The organism is Vibrio lentus, from assembly GCF_002875945.1.
Taxonomy (GTDB): Bacteria; Pseudomonadota; Gammaproteobacteria; order Enterobacterales; family Vibrionaceae; genus Vibrio; species Vibrio apostichopi.
Genome location: NZ_MCZK01000101.1, coordinates 138,760 through 156,103 on the forward strand (window position 1 = coordinate 138,760; position 17,344 = coordinate 156,103).

Genomic DNA, 17,344 nt, shown 5'->3' on the forward strand with positions numbered 1-17,344 from the left:
GTTTCGAATACAAAAAAACCTGCTAATTTAGCAGGTTTTTTTATGTCTTGAATATGGCGCAGTTCAAATCATGTGGAAGTGCTTAACTAGTTAGAAGTGATTAACTAGCTAGAAGTGCTTAGCCAGCTCGGCTGACTCGCTACGATTGATATTAGGTCACTTTCAAATGATTCGAGAAGTTGTCACCCTTCGCCATGCGGTCATACAAAATAACATTGACCGCAGCAGCAAGGTTCATGCAGCCATTAGTCGGAACGTAGATGGTTTCACGACAGAAGTCTGTGATCTCTTTTTTCAGAGTCCCATCTTCAGGGCCGAAGATATAAAAAGCACGAGGTGGGTGCTTATAATCAGGCAGAGGCTTAGCGCCTTCTATCAAATCAACCGCGATGGGCACGCAGCCAACAGGAATAATATCTTTAAGATCTTCAACACCAATTAATGGCAACTCAAGGTGCTTTTCTTTGGTGTCGGTATGAAATTGTCGAGCGTGGTCATAACGGGTACCAGTATAAAATACAGAGTTTGCTCCGTAGCAACCAGCAGCTCGCATTACTGAGCCAACATTTTCAGGGGTTTTGGGGTTTACTAATCCAACACAGGCATAGCCTTTGGATAGGGTATCTGTCTTTGCTTTGGTCATAATTTTGTAGAGTTGCAGTTTGGTAAAGTGATGAGGCTATGAAGTCGTAAGAAAACCAGCTCAGTACTCTGAGCTGGTTTAAGAAGAGCCTAGTCGCGTTTCCACAACATGTGACAGAACTTGTGTTCAGGGGCACGGCTGATCAGCAGACGAGCGAATACGTCATCTAAGACATCATCAGCTTCATTTACAAGACCAATGCGTACTTCAGCGTAGATCTCTTTGTCGACTTCAAAGCCAACATGTTCAACCCAATCGTCACCAGTTTCAACAAGTTCTGCAGCGCCACGATCTTCAAACTGAGCGGTGAATAAGATCACGTCTGCAGGTTCAAGATTATCAGCAGCCATCTCTAGAAAGATGTCGTATGCAGTGTCAATTGCGTCGTCGTAAGACATTAGGTCGTTAGCTTCGGTCATAATCAGTATCTTAGCTTGCGCGGTTCATGTATTTACGTTCAGCTGTGTTCACAACAACTTTGTCGCCAGTTGCAATGTACTCAGGAACTTGAACAGTAAGGCCTGTAGATAGACGAGCTGGCTTAGTACGAGCTGAAGCAGAAGCACCTTTGATTGAAGGGTCTGTCTCTTCGATTACTAGCTCAACTGAAGTTGGTAGTTCAAGAGTCGCTGCAGTACCGTCGATAAGAATCGCGTACATACCTTGCGTATCTTCGTTGATGAACAGCAGTTCGTCTTCGATCATTTCACCGTTGAAGATGAACTGTGTGTAATCTTCATTATCCATGAAGATGTACTCGTTGCCATCAACGTAAGAGAACATCACTGCACGTTTAGTTACGTCGATAGTTTCAACGATTTCGTCAGCCTTGTGACGAACCTCTGTTTTAACGCCAGTTGCTACATCGTGACCACGGAAGCGGTAAATCTTTTGACCACCACGGCCACCTGGTGTTGTTACTTCGATATCTTTAACTAGTACTGTTTTGCCATCAACATTGATCGCAAAACCTTTTTTAATCTCACTTGCTCTAGGCATTTTGTGTTTGTCCTTATTGGGTCTATCCGGTGATTATATCTCGTAGACGCTATAAATAGGAATAGCTTGAATCATAAAGTCACCTAAGCGATCATAGAGAGACAGTTAAATCATTATTTTATTTACCGAAACGACCTATGCAGCTACCTGTTATTGACCCAACACAGCCATTTCAACCTGAATTTCAACCTGTGGTTAACGATCTGATTACCTTTCTAAAAGGTGGGTTAGGTTCTAATCTGCACAGTGTCTATGTTTATGGCAGTGTGGCGCGTAAGCAAGCCGTTGTCGGTCGCTCGAATCTAGATGTGGTGGTGGTTACCCATCGTCCTTTCCCAGATCAACGAACCACGCTGCTGAATACCATCAAGTGGCGCTTCCAAAAGAGCTTCCCTCAGGTCACACAAGTGGCAATCAAAACCACCTTGGTGAGCGAGATCGTTGATTTCGACAACATCTTTACGTGGGGCTTTATGCTCAAGCATTTAGCCGTGTGTGTACATGGTGAAGACTTATCAGACTGCTATGGTGATTTCGAAACGAGTTGGGAAATTGCCAAGCACTGGAATATGGATGCGGAAAACTGGCTAGCGGTTTATCGTAATAAGATTGCCCGAGCAACAACGCCAGAACAACAAGTCGCCGCGCAGGTGATTATTGCCAAGAAGCTCCTGCGAGCCAGTTACTCATTGATCATGTACCGAGACAAGAACTGGTTCGATGCGCCTATGGAGTGCGGTCGGCAGTTCTTAAGATATCATCCAGAGAAAGAAGTCGAGATTCAAAGGTTGGGTATTTTGTTGTCTGGACGTGCGATTCCTAAACGTTCGGTGATAGGTATTCTTGATGGCTTTGGTGAATGGCTGGTTAAGCAGTATCAGAAAACTGAGTTTCGAATCGGGTAGGGCTTCGTAAGCTATCCATTGATCTGAAAAAGCAGAGCGAGTTAAACACTCCTCTGCTTTTTTTGTTTTGATGTCTGGCTCTAATTTTAATCGATATCTCGAGTCTAATGTCGCCTCGAAAAGAGAATTAAATCTAGAACAGGCCTAGTTGCTGGCCGCTGACTCTTTCAAAATCTAACCCTATAAACGGCAAAATCGCTTCTGCGACCGGTTTAATCTGCTTATCGATGTAATGTTGATAATCGATGCCACTCTTCAAGTACTCCTTGGGCTCAGGACCACTCAGCGTAATCAAATATTCAATACGTCCTTTGTTTTGATACTGAAGTGGGCGACCAAGCTGGGCATTGATTTCGTCGGCTAATCTAGCAGCGCGAACCTGTGGCGGAATGTTCTTTTGGTATTCATGCAACTTACGGCGCAAGCGCTTTTGATAAACCAGTAAATCATCGTGTTTGCCCGCGGAAGTTTCATCGACAAACTGTCTAACATAGTCACTTGGATCTTGGTCATGAAAGACCATCTCATACAGAGTTTGTTGGAACTGCTGTGCTAACGGTGTCCAATCGGTTCGTGCGCTTTCAAGGCCTTTGAAAATGATCTTTTCTTGGTCACCTTGATTGATTAAGCCAGCATAACGTTTCTTTGATCCTGTCTCAGAGCCTCGAATGGTCGGCATTAGAAACTTGCGGTAATGGGTCTCGTATTCCAATTCAAGTATCGAGGTGAGGTTGTAGGCCTCTTTCAGGTGATTCGTCCACCAGTCGTTGATGTAAGCCACGAGAGAGTGACCAATCTCGTCCGCTTGCTCTTGCTCAAAACTGCCATTGAGAGACACGAAGGTTGAATCGGTGTCCCCGTAGATCACTTGATAGCCTTTGTCTTCGATCAGAACCTTGGTCTGCTTCATGATCTCATGCCCGCGCATGGTGATAGAGGATGCCAAGCGTGTATCAAAGAAACGACAACCAGAAGAACCAAGTACCCCATAGAAAGAATTCATGATGATCTTAATCGCCTGAGAAAATGCTTTCTCGTTATTTTTCTTCGCGACATCACGGGCTGCCCAGAGGTTTTCGATCATCTCTGGTAGAAAGTGCTTAGAGCGGTGGAACTGACCGCCACGAAACCCAGCCACTGCTTGGTCTTCTTCAGAGCCTAACTCCAATTTAAGCCCCTCAATCAGCCCCATTGGGTCAATCAAGAATGAACGAATGATCGATGGGTACAGACTCTTAAAGTCGAGAACCAACACAGAGTCATAAAGGTTAGGGATTGAATCCATCACATAGCCCCCGGGGCTAGCGATCCAATTTTCGGGCTCCAAATTAGGCGCCACGTAACCTGCTCGGTGTATCTGAGGCATGTATAAGTTGGTAAAAGCAGCAACAGAGCCGCCAACGCGATCAAGTTCAACACCGGTTAAGCGCGAGCGTTCAATAGCAAAATCGAGTAGGTGAGTGTGTTCAAATATACGGTTTACTAGCACGCAATCTTGAAGGTTGTACTTGGCCAGTGACGGTTTATCGAACTTAAACATTCGATTGATTTCATCCATACGGTCATGAACATTATGAATGTCTTTGCCTTCGCCCAGCAACTCTTGAGATACGGACTCAAGAGACCATGATCGGAAATGGTAGGTTGCTGTTTTAAGCATATCGATACCATCCAAGACAACACGCCCTGGAATGGTAATGAAGCCCTGCTGATTTTGTGCGGAGCTGCGAAAGAAGCTCGGTTGATTGTCGCGACCAATACTGAGTTTCACTTCGTTCCATTCTGAACGCTTGTGCAGCAGCCTAAAGTCGAAATCAATGACGTTCCAACCGATGATGATGTCGGGGTCAAATTCGGAGAACCAAGCAATCATGGCTTCAAGCAGTGCTTTCTCGTTGGTTACCCATTGGATATTGGTGTCTGCTTCTTGTGGCTCGCCGACCATGATCACTCGGCTGTCCATTGGACTGTCTAGGCCGATGGAATAAAGCACACCTTTTTCTGAACACTCGATATCAAGCGAAACCACAGACAAGTTTGGCAAGTAATCGCCAGCTCGACATTTTGCGTTCGAAACTCTGAGGTGTTGTTTTTTTTGAGTGATGGCGCCTGTGAATTCGATACTGCCCTTGATAAAGCGTTCCATTAAGAAACGATCGGCCAGTCGAATATCACTTTCAAAGGTTTGGATCTCTTCACCGTTAAAGGCCTGAGCTAACCCGAAGCTGCTTCTCGACAATGAGGTGTAACAAGCGGCTAAAGGGGTTTGGTCAAATGTCGCCAGCTCTAAGGGCTTAAACTGACAATCTATGGCTTCTTTATCGGCAATGGATTGGCACGTTTCGATATCGGATTGAGCAACAAAAAAGACAGGCTTTTCGTTTTGAATAGTCAGTAGCGTTGGGCCTTTAGGGGTGCTTAACCACAAGTCGATTTGTGTGCGCCCTGAAAAATCTCGCGCTTGTCTTGTGAGTACAAAGCCTTGCTGAATATCCAATGTAGTAACCTATTGAAATGGAGAGCGGAATACTACCATCTAGCGCCTCATCACGCACAACAGCAAACGAAAATAGTCTCTATATTTTGCGAATTGGAGAAGAATAACGGGACTTAATAAGCAAAAAAGTGAAATTGTAATGAATCAAGATTCAATGGTATTGAAAATGTCTTTATCTTGTGTAATTTTATTGGGTGTTGTTTTAACTAGTTGATTTTTACCTAAAGCTTGTTGTTTTAGTTGGCTTATTTATAAATAAGTACTTGCTAAAGTTAGTGTTTCGACACATATTCAACAGAGATTTAATTTAGTAATTGAGTTAAGATATATACAATGCTGCGACCCACTGTTTCTTTGTTCAATTGTTTCAAACAGATGAAGCTTTACGGTGGTTGCAGAGCCAATTAATAGTGTGGAGATACAAGATTTGATAAATGTTTTCCTTGTAGATGATCACGAGCTGGTTCGCACAGGGATACGACGTATTATTGAAGACGTCCGTGGAATGAACGTAGCAGGGGAAGCTGAAAGCGGTGAAGATGCTGCAAAATGGTGTCGTACTAATAATACTGACGTTATTTTGATGGATATGAATATGCCTGGTATTGGTGGCTTAGAAGCAACCAAGAAAATCCTGCGTTTCAACCCTGATATTAAAATCATCGTTTTAACGGTGCATACGGAAAATCCGTTTCCAACTAAAGTGATGCAAGCTGGAGCTGCAGGTTACCTTACTAAAGGTGCAGGTCCGGACGAGATGGTAAATGCAATTCGAGTGGTTAATAGTGGCCAACGATACATTTCACCAGAAATTGCGCAGCAGATGGCTTTAAGCCAATTCTCGCCTGCGTCTGAAAATCCATTCGCCGATCTATCTGAACGTGAGCTTCAAATCATGATGATGATTACCAAAGGTCAGAAAGTGACGGATATTTCAGAACAACTCAATCTAAGTCCTAAAACAGTTAACAGCTACCGCTACCGACTGTTCAGTAAACTAGACATCAGCGGTGATGTAGAGCTTACGCATTTAGCGATTAGACATGGAATGTTAGATACTGAGACCCTTTAACTCTGAGATCTTATAGTGACCAACTTGTTTGACTCAGTCTCATTCCTTAAGACAGTAACAGAACAGCCCGGCGTTTATCGTATGTATAACGCCGAGGCTGTTGTTATCTACGTCGGTAAAGCTAAGAACCTCAAAAAACGCCTTTCCAGTTATTTCCGTAAAAAAGTCGACAGTGAAAAAACACGCGCCTTAGTCAGCAATATCGACAAAATCGATGTCACTGTAACGCATACGGAAACAGAAGCTCTTATCCTTGAGCACAACTACATCAAGCAGTACCTACCGAAATACAACGTACTTCTGCGTGATGATAAGTCGTATCCCTATATTTTCATTAGCGGTCACAAGCATCCTCGCTTGTCGATGCATCGTGGTGCTAAGAAGAGAAAGGGTGAATACTTTGGTCCTTATCCTGATTCTGGCGCTGTGCGTGAGACGCTACACCTAATACAAAAGATTTTTCCTGCTCGCCAGTGTGAAGACACGGTTTATGCGAACAGAACACGCCCGTGCTTGATGTACCAGATTGGTCGTTGTGCGGCGCCTTGCGTTAGCTCCATTATCTCTGATGAAGAGTACAGCGAGCTTATCGACTACGTTCGTCTATTCCTTCAAGGTAAAGACAAGCTCGTCCTTGAGACGCTTATCGACAAGATGGACAAGGCAAGCCAAGAGCTTCGTTTTGAGCAAGCCGCTGCTTTCCGCGATCAAATTCAAGCGATTCGACGTGTACAAGAACAACAGTACGTATCTGACGACTCTATGGAAGATATGGACGTGCTCGGATTTGCCCAAGAGAATGGTGTTGCTTGTATTCATATCTTGATGATCCGCCAAGGCAAAGTTTTGGGCAGTCGAAGTCATTTCCCTAAAATTCCTAACAATACGGTGCGAGAAGAGGTCTTTTCGAGCTTTTTAAGCCAATATTATTTGGCGCATAATGAAGCAAGAACCATCCCAACGCGTTTAATTCTTAATGCCGATTTGATGGAAGATGTCACACCGATTCAAGAAGCGTTATGTGAAGTTGCGGGTCGGAAGATTCACTTCAATACCAATCCTTCTGGCACTCGTGGTCGTTACCTCAAATTGTCGAATACCAACGCACTGACGGCCATTACCACCAAGATTAATCACAAGATGACCATCAATCAGCGCTTCAAAGAGCTTCAAGAAGTGTTGTCGATGGACGCGATTAAACGCATGGAATGTTTCGATATCAGCCATACCATGGGTGAAAGTACGATTGCGTCTTGTGTGGTGTTCAATCAGGAAGGCCCTGTTAAGCCGGAATACCGTCGTTACAACATCACCGGTATTACTGGAGGTGATGATTACGCGGCGATGGCTCAGGCCCTTGAGAAACGCTATTCCAAGCAACTCGATGTCGATAAGATCCCAGACATCATCTTTATCGATGGCGGTAAGGGGCAACTGAATCGCGCTCACGAGATTGTTTCTCAATATTGGGATGATTGGCCATTTCGACCAAGAATGATGGGTATCGCGAAAGGTGTGACCCGTAAGCCGGGTTTAGAAACCTTAGTGACTCTTGAAGGTGAGGAATTTAACTTGCCGAGCGATGCACCAGCGTTGCACCTTATCCAGCACATCCGTGATGAAAGCCATAATCACGCGATAGCAGGGCACAGAGCGAAACGAGGTAAAACTCGCCGAACCAGTGCTTTGGAAGGAATTGAAGGGGTAGGGCCGAAACGTCGTCAATCTTTGTTGAAATATATGGGTGGCTTACAAGAACTTAAGCGTGCAACTGTCGAAGAAATAGCCAAAGTGCCGGGCATTAGTCATTCTTTGGCAGAAAACATTTATCAAGCATTGAAACAATAGTAAAAATCCCGCACCATTAAAGCGCAATTGATAAGAGCCTAATAATATGCGTTTGAATATACCTAACATTTTGTCCTTACTGAGACTATTTTTAATCCCAGTATTCGTTGTTGTTTTTTACCTACCTTATGAATGGGCTCCTTTTGCTGCTGCAATGGTGTTTTGGGTAGCGGGTTTTACTGACTGGCTAGATGGCATGCTGGCTCGTAAACTCGGGCAAACGTCTCGCTTCGGTGCCTTTATTGACCCTGTAGCGGATAAAGTGCTGGTTGCGACGGCTCTTATCTTGATGACTGAGCATTACCATTCGATTTGGATAACTATTCCAGCGGTGACCATGATTGCTCGTGAGATTATCATTTCAGCGCTTCGAGAATGGATGGCTGAAATCGGTAAACGTGCAAGCGTTGCGGTATCTTGGGTCGGTAAAGTCAAAACCGTTTCTCAGATGTTCGCTCTTTGGGTACTTATCTGGAGATACGACGACTGGATGGTATGGGTAGGTTACATTGCACTTTATGTTGCAACCGTTCTTACTTACTGGTCAATGGCGCAATACTTGATGGCCGCCAAAGATGATTTGTTAGACGAAAAACACCATTGATGAAGAAGCGAGCTGAGGCTCGCTTTTTTGATCTTTAACCTAAGGTTAAGTTATCAATAGTGGATATCTAATGTGATATAGATCTCCTTTGAATAGCCTGTTCACAAAGTGCTTTGCACACAAAGTCAGCTATTTGGCCTGTTTCGTATGAAATCTATTCAAACGAATTAAAAATACAAAAATAATATTGACTCAAACGCTCGAATCCGTAGAATGCATCCCGTACCCAAGAGGATGGCAATAAGCGATTTGATTGGAGTTACTAAGGCGCCTTGGCAGAGTGGCTATGCAGCGGATTGCAAATCCGTGGACCTCGGTTCGACTCCGGGAGGCGCCTCCATTATCTCTTTCTTTTGAAGAGTAATGAAAATGCGATACTAGCTCAGTTGGTAGAGCGCAACCTTGCCAAGGTTGAGGTCATCGGTTCGAACCCGATGTATCGCTCCAATTTAAAAAGCCCGAACAGAAATGTTCGGGCTTTTTGGTTTCTGCTGTTCTGATTTTTACGAGTCATTCCTCTTTCTGTTTGAACACGCCCCCAAATTTCCTTTCTATCTCAAAATGTCGCTATCAAGTTCGTTTAGATTACTTAGCTTTTAAAGCGAGATTCCCTATGAACTCGTCTCTCGGCTCTAGAGAATGACAAAAGCCCTAGCTTTAGAGCCTCTCTAACATCTTCTGTATACCCACGTCGTCATCCTCGGGCGCGAGGAACGAGCGAACCGGGGATCTCCTTATCTAAAGATCAACTTGACGATATTTTCAGCAATTTGTCAGTCACCGCTGCTATTTATCCAGCGATGATTAAAAACTATTGATCGTTCATTTCACTTTATGTTACTTTCCCGCGCAATCTCGGAATGGCGATGCTCAAAAAGAGCCGTGATTGCTTCTGGGGGATACGCGTAGTGACCATTCTTGCTGATTGGGACATTACGTAGGGTAGGTATCAGCTAGCCTTTAGCTGATAGACGGGATACTTATGGCGCAATTCGCCATGCTAATGGGAAACCCAACATTGAACACACTAATAACAACATTGCTAATCAGCTCTGCATTTCCAAAAGGGTCAGTTCTTCATAGCTGTCCGATACTGCACAAATGTCCAATTCTTCAAAACAGTAGCATTACTGAACCTTGAGCTCACGCTAACTAATTTTTGCTGTCCTAAGACGGCCTAATTTCGTATTTGTCATTTGACTTATGCGAGCGTACAGCTATATCTCATTTCTAGACAATACGCATGTTTCACTATGAATTATCTCTAAATCAATAGAGGGACGGTGAGCAATTGCGTCTGATGGAGGTGAGTATGAACACATTCAAGGGGACTTTTATGACCACCGCCTTTGAAGTCGATATTAATACTATCGCAAATTCATTTTCAACTATGGTTCCTATCGTAGAGGGAACTTACGATCTAACACCCGACGCTATTTTGCTTGAGCAAGAACAGCATGAATCGGATGTTCGTTCATACCCAAGACGCCTACCGATTGCTATTAAAAGAGCATGTGGTGTTTTAGTTGAAGATACTCGTGGCCAACTCTTTCTCGATTGTTTAGCCGGTGCCGGTACACTTTCTTTGGGTTACAACCACCCTGAAATCAACCAAGCACTTAAAGACCAACTCGATTCAGGTTTGCCATACCAGACTCTTGATATCACGACTCAAGCAAAAGAGACGTTTATCAAGCGAGTTAAAGCTTTTCTTCCTCAAGACTTTTCGGCTAATTCGGTTCTTCAATTCTGTGGTCCGTCTGGCGCTGATGCTGTGGAAGCCGCGATCAAGCTCGCGAAGCAAACCACAGGTCGCAACACCATGTTTGCTTTCCGTGGTGCTTACCATGGTATGACGAACGGCACCATGGGCATGATGGGTAACCTTGGCACTAAAGAGCGTCGTAGCGGCTTAATGTCTGACGTACATTTCATGCCTTTCCCATACAACCTTCGTTGCCCGTTTGGCATTGGTGGTGAAGCCGGTGCCAACGCGAGCATTCGTTACATCGAGCGTATGTTGAATGACGACGAATCTGGGATCATGAAACCGGCTGCGATGATCGTTGAGCCTGTACAAGGTGAGGGCGGTGTGATTCCAGCTCCTGCATCTTGGCTCCAAGGCTTGCGTCGCATCTGTGATGAACACGGCATCCTACTGATCTTTGATGAAATTCAGTGTGGTGTGGGTAAAACCGGCCATCGCTTTGCATTTGAAGAATCTGGTGTTAATCCTGATATCTTGTGTTTGTCTAAAGCGATTGGTGGCGGATTGCCTATGTCGTTGCTTGTATTTGATAAGAGCATTGATACTTGGAAAGCGGGTGAGCACACCGGCACATTCCGTGGTAATCAGTTGGCAATGGTGTCTGGCGCTAAAGCGTTGGAAATCATCGAGCGAGATGGCTTAGTTGAGCACGCAAATATTGCTGGCCAATACTTACGTCATGGGCTCGAGAAGATTCAAGCACGCGTGAACTGCATTGCTGAAGTTCGTGGTAAAGGCTTGATGCTTGGCGCTGAGATCAAGAAAGCCAATGGTGAATTCAATAAATTTGGCGAGCCGCAATCAGACGGCGAACTGACTCTAGCGATTCAACGAGCGGCGTTAGAGCGTGGCTTGATGGTCGAAAAGGGCGGACGTAATGGCTCAGTGATTCGATTCTTGCCACCAATGATTATCTCTTTCGAACAGATAGACTTTGCACTGCGCGTGATGGAAGAAGCCATCATTGCTGCTGGCGGAGGTGTTCAAGAAAAACAAGCTTCAACTGAACAATCAAATCAAGAATGGAAAAAGCATTTCATCCAGACAGGTTTAGGCGGTAGCGACGAATTTGCTAACGTGATGAACCAAACCACTCAGGCGATGAAAGCCGTTTTTGAACAGGTTGAAACTCCTTATTCGGGTTTAGATCCAAAAGTGTTAGAAGCAGCTATCAATGCTGTCGATCTCGATAACAACCAACACGCTTTGGTTGATGTTGTGGATAGCACCGCTGACTTAGTGGCAGCCAACTCAATCTTTGTGCAACACCCAGACTGTATTGCGCACCTTCACACGCCTCCTCTTATGGCTTCGGTTGCCGCGGAATCGATTATTGCGGCTTTGAACCAATCCATGGATTCATGGGATCAAGCTTCCGCTGCAACGTATGTTGAACAGCGAGTGGTTGACTGGATGTGTGATAAGTACCAACTAGGCGATCAAGCCGATGGTATTTTCACGAGCGGCGGCACGCAAAGTAACCTGATGGGCTTGTTGCTAGCAAGAGACTGGGTTGCCGATAAGCACGATGGTCACTCAATCCAAAAGTTAGGCTTGCCAGAGTACGCGAGCAAACTGCGTATCTTATGTTCAAAGAAATCTCACTTCACGGTACAAAAATCCGCATCTCTAATGGGATTAGGCGAAGCGGCTGTGTGCTGTGTTGATACCAACGCTAACGGCACCATCAAAGCTGATTTGTTAGATGCAGAAGTGAAAGCACTGAAAGCACAAGGTCTGATTCCTTTTGCTGTGGTTGGTACGGCGGGCACAACCGATCATGGTGCTATCGATGACCTTGATGCGATTGCAGACATCGCAAGCCAGCAAGATCTTTGGTTCCATGTCGACAGTGCATACGGTGGCGCACTTATTTTAAGTAGCCATAAAGCTCGTCTACAAGGCATCGAAAAAGCAGACTCAGTAAGCGTCGATTTCCACAAATTGTTCTATCAAACAATCAGCTGTGGTGCGGTGTTGCTCAAAGACAAAGCGAACTTTAAATACTTACTGCATCACGCAGATTACTTGAATCGTGAGCACGATGAGCTGCCGAATCTGGTCGATAAGTCTATTGCTACCACCAAGCGCTTCGATGCACTGAAAGTCTTCATGACGATGCAAAGTGTCGGTCCAAAGCAGTTGGGCGATATGTACGACCATCTCTTAGAGCAGACGCTTCAAGTTGCCGATCTGATTCAGAAGCATGACGATTTTGAGCTACTTGCTGAGCCGTCACTGTCGACTGTGCTGTTCCGTGCGGTACCGAACAATGAGCAATCGGCAAAAGGCGCTCTTGATTTAGACAAACTGAATCAGACGTTAAGACTGGAGGCACTGACTCGTGGCGTTGCCGTTCTTGGCGAAACGGTCGTTGATGGTAAAAGCGCACTGAAGTTTACTATCTTGAATCCGTGCTTAAAGACATCAGATTTCAAATCTCTAATTAACAAAATTCAAACTCTAGCCACTGAGCTAGCAGAACAACAAGGGTAATTAATACTATGGCTATTCTACAAATTGGTGCAGGCGGCGTTGGTTGGGTTGTTGCACATAAAGCAGCACAAAATAACGAAGTACTGGGTGATATCACAATCGCTTCGCGCACAATCGCGAAATGTGAAAAAATCATCGAATCGATTAAAGGTAAAAACAACCTTAAAGATTCAACTAAGAAACTAGAAGCACGTTCAGTAGATGCTGACGATGTTGATGCGCTTGTTGCTTTGATTAAAGAAGTTAAGCCTGATCTAGTGATCAATGCTGGTCCTCCTTGGGTAAACATGGCGATCATGGAAGCGTGTTACCAATCGAAAGTCTCTTACCTAGATACATCGGTAGCTGTTGACCTATGCTCTGAAGGCCAACAAGTACCACAAGCTTACGATTGGCAATGGGGCTACCGTGAAAAGTTCGCTGAAGCGGGCATCACAGGTATTCTTGGCGCTGGTTTTGATCCTGGTGTGGTATCAATCTTTGCTGCGTACGCGGTAAAGCACTTGTTTGATGAGATTGATTCAATCGACGTAATGGACGTGAATGCTGGCGACCATGGTAAGAAGTTTGCGACAAACTTTGACCCAGAAACCAACATGCTTGAGATCCAAGGCGATTCTTTCTACTGGGAAAATGAAGAGTGGAAACAAGTGCCTTGTCACTCTCGTATGCTTGAGTTTGAATTCCCGAACTGTGGCTCTCATAAAGTGTACTCAATGGCGCACGATGAAGTGCGTTCTATGAAGGAATTCATCCCAGCTAAGCGTATCGAATTCTGGATGGGCTTTGGTGATGCTTACCTGAACTACTTCAACTGCATGCGTGATATCGGCCTTCTAAGCCCAGATCCGCTAACACTGCACGATGGCACTGTGGTTCAGCCTCTGCATGTTCTCAAAGCATTACTGCCAGATCCAACGTCTCTAGCTCCGGGTTACACAGGTTTAACGTGTATCGGTACTTGGGTTCAAGGTAAGAAAGACGGTAAAGAGCGCAGCGTATTCATCTACAATAACGCAGACCACGAAGTGGCTTACGAAGACGTAGAGCACCAAGCGATTTCTTACACAACCGGTGTACCAGCGATTACTGCTGCACTTCAGTTCTTCCGTGGCGAATGGGCTGATAAAGGCGTATTTAACATGGAACAGCTAAACCCAGACCCGTTCCTAGCAACGATGCCTGAAATCGGTCTAGATTGGCATGTTCAAGAGCTAGAGCCGACAGCCGGTTTACCTCTGATCCATACTTTGAAGTAATTTCTGGTTCTTTGCCCTTGTCGCGTGTCCTAGCGATAAAGGTAAAGTTCTGCGAATTACATCCAAAGTCATATGATTGACAAGAACGTATAATTTCAGCCGACGCATTAGCGTCGGCTTTGTTCGATTATCATGTGCCTTCGTGAACTCGAGGGCCGCAAGGTATTAACATGCAAAACAACGAACTAAAAACGCCTTACTTCATGATCAACGAAGAGAAGTTGATTGCGAATTTAGAGATAGCTAAGCAACTGAAAGAGATTTCAGGTGTGAAGCTGGTATTGGCACTGAAGTGTTTCTCGACATGGGGTGTGTTTGACATCATCAAACCTTACCTCGATGGCACGACAAGCTCTGGCCCTTACGAAGTGAAACTTGGTCAAGAAACCTTTGGTGGCGAAACGCACGCTTATAGTGTGGGTTACAGCGAAGATGACGTGAGAGAAGTTGCGGATATCTGCGACAAGATGATCTTCAACTCACAAAGTCAATTCGAGGCGTACCGTCATATCGTTGAAGGTAAGGCTTCGCTGGGTTTACGTTTAAATCCGGGGGTGAGCTACGCAGGACAAGACTTGGCTAATCCAGCTCGTCAATATTCTCGTTTGGGTGTGCAAGCTGACCACATCAAACCTGAGATCTTCGATGAGATTAATGGTGTTATGTTCCACATGAACTGTGAGAACAAAGACGTCGATGCATTTATCGGCCTGCTTGATTCAATCTCAGAACAGTTTGGCGAGCACTTAGATAAGTTGGACTGGGTGAGCATGGGCGGTGGTGTGTTCTTCACATGGCCGGGTTATGATATCGAGAAACTGGGTCTTGCGCTCAAAGCCTTCTCTGAAAAGCACGGCGTGCAGATGTACCTTGAGCCGGGTGAAGCCATCATCACTAAAACAACTGACTTGGTTGTGACAGTGGTTGATATTGTTGAGAACGTGAAGAAAACGGCAATTGTCGATTCGGCAACTGAAGCTCATCGCCTTGATACGCTTATCTACAATGAACCAGCATCGGTATTGGAAGCCTCGGAAAACGGTAACCATGATTATGTGATTGGTTCGTGTTCATGCCTTGCGGGCGATCAGTTCTGCGAAGCAAGCTTTGATGAACCGTTGAAGATTGGTCAAAAGCTTCATCTGTTGGACAGTGCGGGTTACACCATGGTGAAACTGAACTGGTTCAATGGCCTGAAAATGCCATCGATCTATTGCGAGCGCAGCAATGGCGAAATTAAAAAGCTGAATGAATTTGGCTATGAAGACTTCAAGCGTTCATTGTCACAATGGTCAGTTCAATAACTGAGCCATAGTTTCAGAATAATAAAAAGAGCAGCCGACGAGCTGCTCTTTGTTGTTTTTAGAGAACGGTTTAACCAGAGAAAACAGCAAAGATAGAAGTTAAGTGCTATCCGTTAGTTCTCAATCATCACTCGAGTATCTTCACTGAGCGTTTCTAGCTCGTTGACGACATCATCAATTAAGACTTCGATTGGTAGCTTAACGGCAATCTTGGAAGTAAACAGGCTTGAGCTAACACCACCGCCGCCAGCGATGAAGACTCGGTGGCAATCCATATCAAGAATGCTGATCCCTTGTCGATCCAATACATGTGTTACTTCGTTGACGATGCCTGCTCGGTCGTTCGAGTCGAGTCGTAGGTGATGTATTGTATCTTGTGCATTGTGAGTATGGTCTGAATCAACAAACTGCACGATCAAGTCAGCATTGGCGCTGAACGCTTCTTTGACAATGGATTCGTTGATGGCTGGAAGTTGAACCTTGAGTACGCCTGCGACTTGGTCTTCAATAAAGTTCACTTTACTGATGAGCCATTTCCCGTCGTTTTCGTGAGTAACCGCAGCAAGTTGCTTGATTGTTGCTGGTGATGCTTTTCCGATAAAGTTTACGATAAATGTACTGTTCATATCAGCCCCCAAAGTCTCAATTAATCGTTGCTAATTAAATGTTTGATATCACGCGATAAAGTTCTTTAATTTCAGTGTAGAAGTTTACATCGAACAATGTTTGACCTACGTCAATTTTTGAAACTAAGCTTCGATGCAAAAAAAGAGAATGAAGAGTAGGGCACAAAAAAAGCGGCTAGAGAGCCGCTTTTTAGAAGAGTTATCGCTGTTATTTGTGATCCAGAAGCTTCGTAAGTAACGAGTAAACGGCTTAGTAAGTAACTGAGTAAATAATTTAGTCAGTAACTTAACAAATAACGTGGATTCTGGTTTAGAACGTGACCTTGAAGTTCATACCAACAAACTGAGAATCGTATCGTGCGCCGGCGTCGTAAGCGAATCGCGCAGCGTCTTGGTTATCCCACCAAGGGTTAGTATTCAGGTTAACTTCTGCGTCACCGCCCCAAGCGTCACTTACCCAGTAGTGGATGTGGCCAACAGGGTTTAGGAAGAATAGAGACACATCACCTATGGTTTGAGAGCCCATCACTTCACCACCTGAAGCAACGATATCTTGTTCTGCTTCTAGCATCATTTCACCGACAACCGCACCAAAGAATGGTGTGATGAACAGATCTTGCCATGATGGTACTTCAGCAAACGCTTCTACGCCGTATTCCCAGAAGAATGTCGACATGGTCCAAGAGTATAAGAAAGACTCAAACTCATCGTAACCTGCATGTCGAGCTGCGGTGTAGTAAACACCACCAAAATATGGGTGCATTACGTAGTTTAGGAAGTGTTCATCGCGGTCCCATACAGGACCCTCAGACACGTTATCTTTCCACTTTTTACCTAATGAGCTGATATCACGTTGGTCATCATCCCACTTAGTGATACTTTCAGGTAGCAAAGTCATTAGACCCACTGTAGCTACACTTAACCCGAGAATGGTGTAGGTTTGACCCATTAGATAATCCCAATCCTTCTCTTGGCTCACCAACATATGTTTTGGTTGTTGGATTGAGAAGTCATACTCGTCACTTGATTCGCTCAGTGCGTAATTGGCACTTGGCTTGTAGGTGTACAAGCTATCATTAACACAGTAGTCTTGAGCACATTCATCCGAGTAAGAAAGGTTGATTGGCTGGTCGAAGTCGTATTGGCTTGCAACCGAGTTAACTGACATTAGCATTGAAAATGCAGCAGTAACCTTCGCTAGTAACGGTGATTTGGCCACAAGGGTCTCCATGAGAAGTTAAGAATTGATCAGAGTCACAATTATCTATTAAATGCCTGATTTAGGGAACTAATAATTTATCGCTTTTCCTAAGAAAACCTTAG

The 17,344-nt window shown here is 44.7% G+C and carries 13 protein-coding genes and 2 tRNA genes; 9 read left to right on the forward strand and 6 right to left on the reverse strand.

What is annotated here, in order from left to right; genetic code table 11:
- Nucleotides 1-151: 151 nt before the first annotated feature.
- From BCT49_RS08230 to efpL, 3 genes are all read right to left on the reverse strand, one after another.
- Nucleotides 152-643: an RNA methyltransferase gene (locus tag BCT49_RS08230; protein ID WP_004729783.1), complete on the reverse strand. Its 492-nt coding sequence runs from the start codon at nt 641-643 to the stop codon at nt 152-154.
- An 89-nt stretch (nt 644-732) separates the two neighbouring features.
- Nucleotides 733-1,062, reverse strand: coding sequence for an HI1450 family dsDNA-mimic protein (locus tag BCT49_RS08235; RefSeq protein WP_102434825.1), 330 nt, complete (start codon nt 1,060-1,062; stop codon nt 733-735).
- A 10-nt stretch (nt 1,063-1,072) separates the two neighbouring features.
- Entirely contained in the window at nt 1,073-1,642 is a 570-nt protein-coding gene (gene efpL, locus BCT49_RS08240) for an elongation factor P-like protein EfpL (protein ID WP_009848748.1), read from the reverse strand.
- Between the two features lie 137 nt (nt 1,643-1,779).
- On the opposite strand from efpL, the gene BCT49_RS08245 reads away from it, so the two are divergent.
- On the forward strand, nt 1,780-2,547 hold the full coding sequence (locus BCT49_RS08245) for a nucleotidyltransferase (protein WP_102434826.1): 768 nt from the start codon (nt 1,780-1,782) through the stop codon (nt 2,545-2,547).
- Between the two features lie 133 nt (nt 2,548-2,680).
- Here the strand turns inward: BCT49_RS08245 and BCT49_RS08250 are convergent, their stop codons facing one another.
- Nucleotides 2,681-5,044, reverse strand: a complete 2,364-nt coding sequence (locus tag BCT49_RS08250) for a DNA polymerase II (RefSeq protein ID WP_102434827.1) — start codon at nt 5,042-5,044, stop codon at nt 2,681-2,683.
- A 427-nt stretch (nt 5,045-5,471) separates the two neighbouring features.
- Between BCT49_RS08250 and uvrY the strand changes: the two genes are divergently transcribed.
- The 8 genes from uvrY to nspC all read left to right on the forward strand — a co-directional run bounded on the left by uvrY (nt 5,472) and on the right by nspC (nt 15,395).
- The gene (uvrY, locus tag BCT49_RS08255; RefSeq protein WP_026084475.1) at nt 5,472-6,116 is read left to right on the forward strand and encodes a UvrY/SirA/GacA family response regulator transcription factor; all 645 of its coding nucleotides are present in this window, start codon (nt 5,472-5,474) and stop codon (nt 6,114-6,116) included.
- A gap of 15 nt (nt 6,117-6,131) precedes the next feature.
- The gene (uvrC, locus tag BCT49_RS08260) at nt 6,132-7,964 is read left to right on the forward strand and encodes an excinuclease ABC subunit UvrC (RefSeq protein WP_102434828.1); all 1,833 of its coding nucleotides are present in this window, start codon (nt 6,132-6,134) and stop codon (nt 7,962-7,964) included.
- A gap of 46 nt (nt 7,965-8,010) precedes the next feature.
- On the forward strand, nt 8,011-8,568 hold the full coding sequence (pgsA, locus tag BCT49_RS08265; RefSeq protein WP_102434829.1) for a CDP-diacylglycerol--glycerol-3-phosphate 3-phosphatidyltransferase: 558 nt from the start codon (nt 8,011-8,013) through the stop codon (nt 8,566-8,568).
- A gap of 266 nt (nt 8,569-8,834) precedes the next feature.
- Nucleotides 8,835-8,908, forward strand: a tRNA-Cys gene (locus BCT49_RS08270).
- Between the two features lie 31 nt (nt 8,909-8,939).
- A tRNA-Gly gene (locus BCT49_RS08275) sits at nt 8,940-9,015 on the forward strand.
- A gap of 865 nt (nt 9,016-9,880) precedes the next feature.
- Nucleotides 9,881-12,832: a pyridoxal phosphate-dependent class III aminotransferase gene (locus tag BCT49_RS08280; protein WP_198595834.1), complete on the forward strand. Its 2,952-nt coding sequence runs from the start codon at nt 9,881-9,883 to the stop codon at nt 12,830-12,832.
- A gap of 8 nt (nt 12,833-12,840) precedes the next feature.
- Nucleotides 12,841-14,091, forward strand: a complete 1,251-nt coding sequence (locus BCT49_RS08285) for a carboxynorspermidine synthase (RefSeq protein WP_004733354.1) — start codon at nt 12,841-12,843, stop codon at nt 14,089-14,091.
- Between the two features lie 170 nt (nt 14,092-14,261).
- Complete coding sequence (gene nspC / locus BCT49_RS08290; protein WP_102434830.1) at nt 14,262-15,395, forward strand: carboxynorspermidine decarboxylase; 1,134 nt, start codon at nt 14,262-14,264, stop codon at nt 15,393-15,395.
- Nucleotides 15,396-15,508: 113 nt separating this feature from the next.
- Here nspC and BCT49_RS08295 read toward each other — a convergent pair whose 3' ends face one another.
- Both BCT49_RS08295 and BCT49_RS08300 read right to left on the reverse strand, forming a co-directional pair.
- A complete protein-coding gene (locus BCT49_RS08295) occupies nt 15,509-16,021 on the reverse strand; it encodes a glycine cleavage system protein R (RefSeq protein ID WP_102434831.1) in 513 nt (170 codons plus the stop codon).
- Nucleotides 16,022-16,331: 310 nt separating this feature from the next.
- The gene (locus tag BCT49_RS08300) at nt 16,332-17,240 is read right to left on the reverse strand and encodes a DUF3943 domain-containing protein (protein WP_102434832.1); all 909 of its coding nucleotides are present in this window, start codon (nt 17,238-17,240) and stop codon (nt 16,332-16,334) included.
- Nucleotides 17,241-17,344: the final 104 nt, after the last annotated feature.

Coding starts and splice junctions, on each gene's coding strand:
- BCT49_RS08295 (WP_102434831.1), bottom strand. CDS start 16,021: ATGAACAGTACATTTATCGTAAACTTTATCGGAAAAGCATCACCAGCA.
- efpL (WP_009848748.1), bottom strand. CDS start 1,642: ATGCCTAGAGCAAGTGAGATTAAAAAAGGTTTTGCGATCAATGTTGAT.
- nspC (WP_102434830.1), top strand. CDS start 14,262: ATGCAAAACAACGAACTAAAAACGCCTTACTTCATGATCAACGAAGAG.
- BCT49_RS08245 (WP_102434826.1), top strand. CDS start 1,780: ATGCAGCTACCTGTTATTGACCCAACACAGCCATTTCAACCTGAATTT.
- pgsA (WP_102434829.1), top strand. CDS start 8,011: ATGCGTTTGAATATACCTAACATTTTGTCCTTACTGAGACTATTTTTA.
- BCT49_RS08230 (WP_004729783.1), bottom strand. CDS start 643: ATGACCAAAGCAAAGACAGATACCCTATCCAAAGGCTATGCCTGTGTT.
- BCT49_RS08285 (WP_004733354.1), top strand. CDS start 12,841: ATGGCTATTCTACAAATTGGTGCAGGCGGCGTTGGTTGGGTTGTTGCA.
- BCT49_RS08235 (WP_102434825.1), bottom strand. CDS start 1,062: ATGACCGAAGCTAACGACCTAATGTCTTACGACGACGCAATTGACACT.
- BCT49_RS08280 (WP_198595834.1), top strand. CDS start 9,881: ATGAACACATTCAAGGGGACTTTTATGACCACCGCCTTTGAAGTCGAT.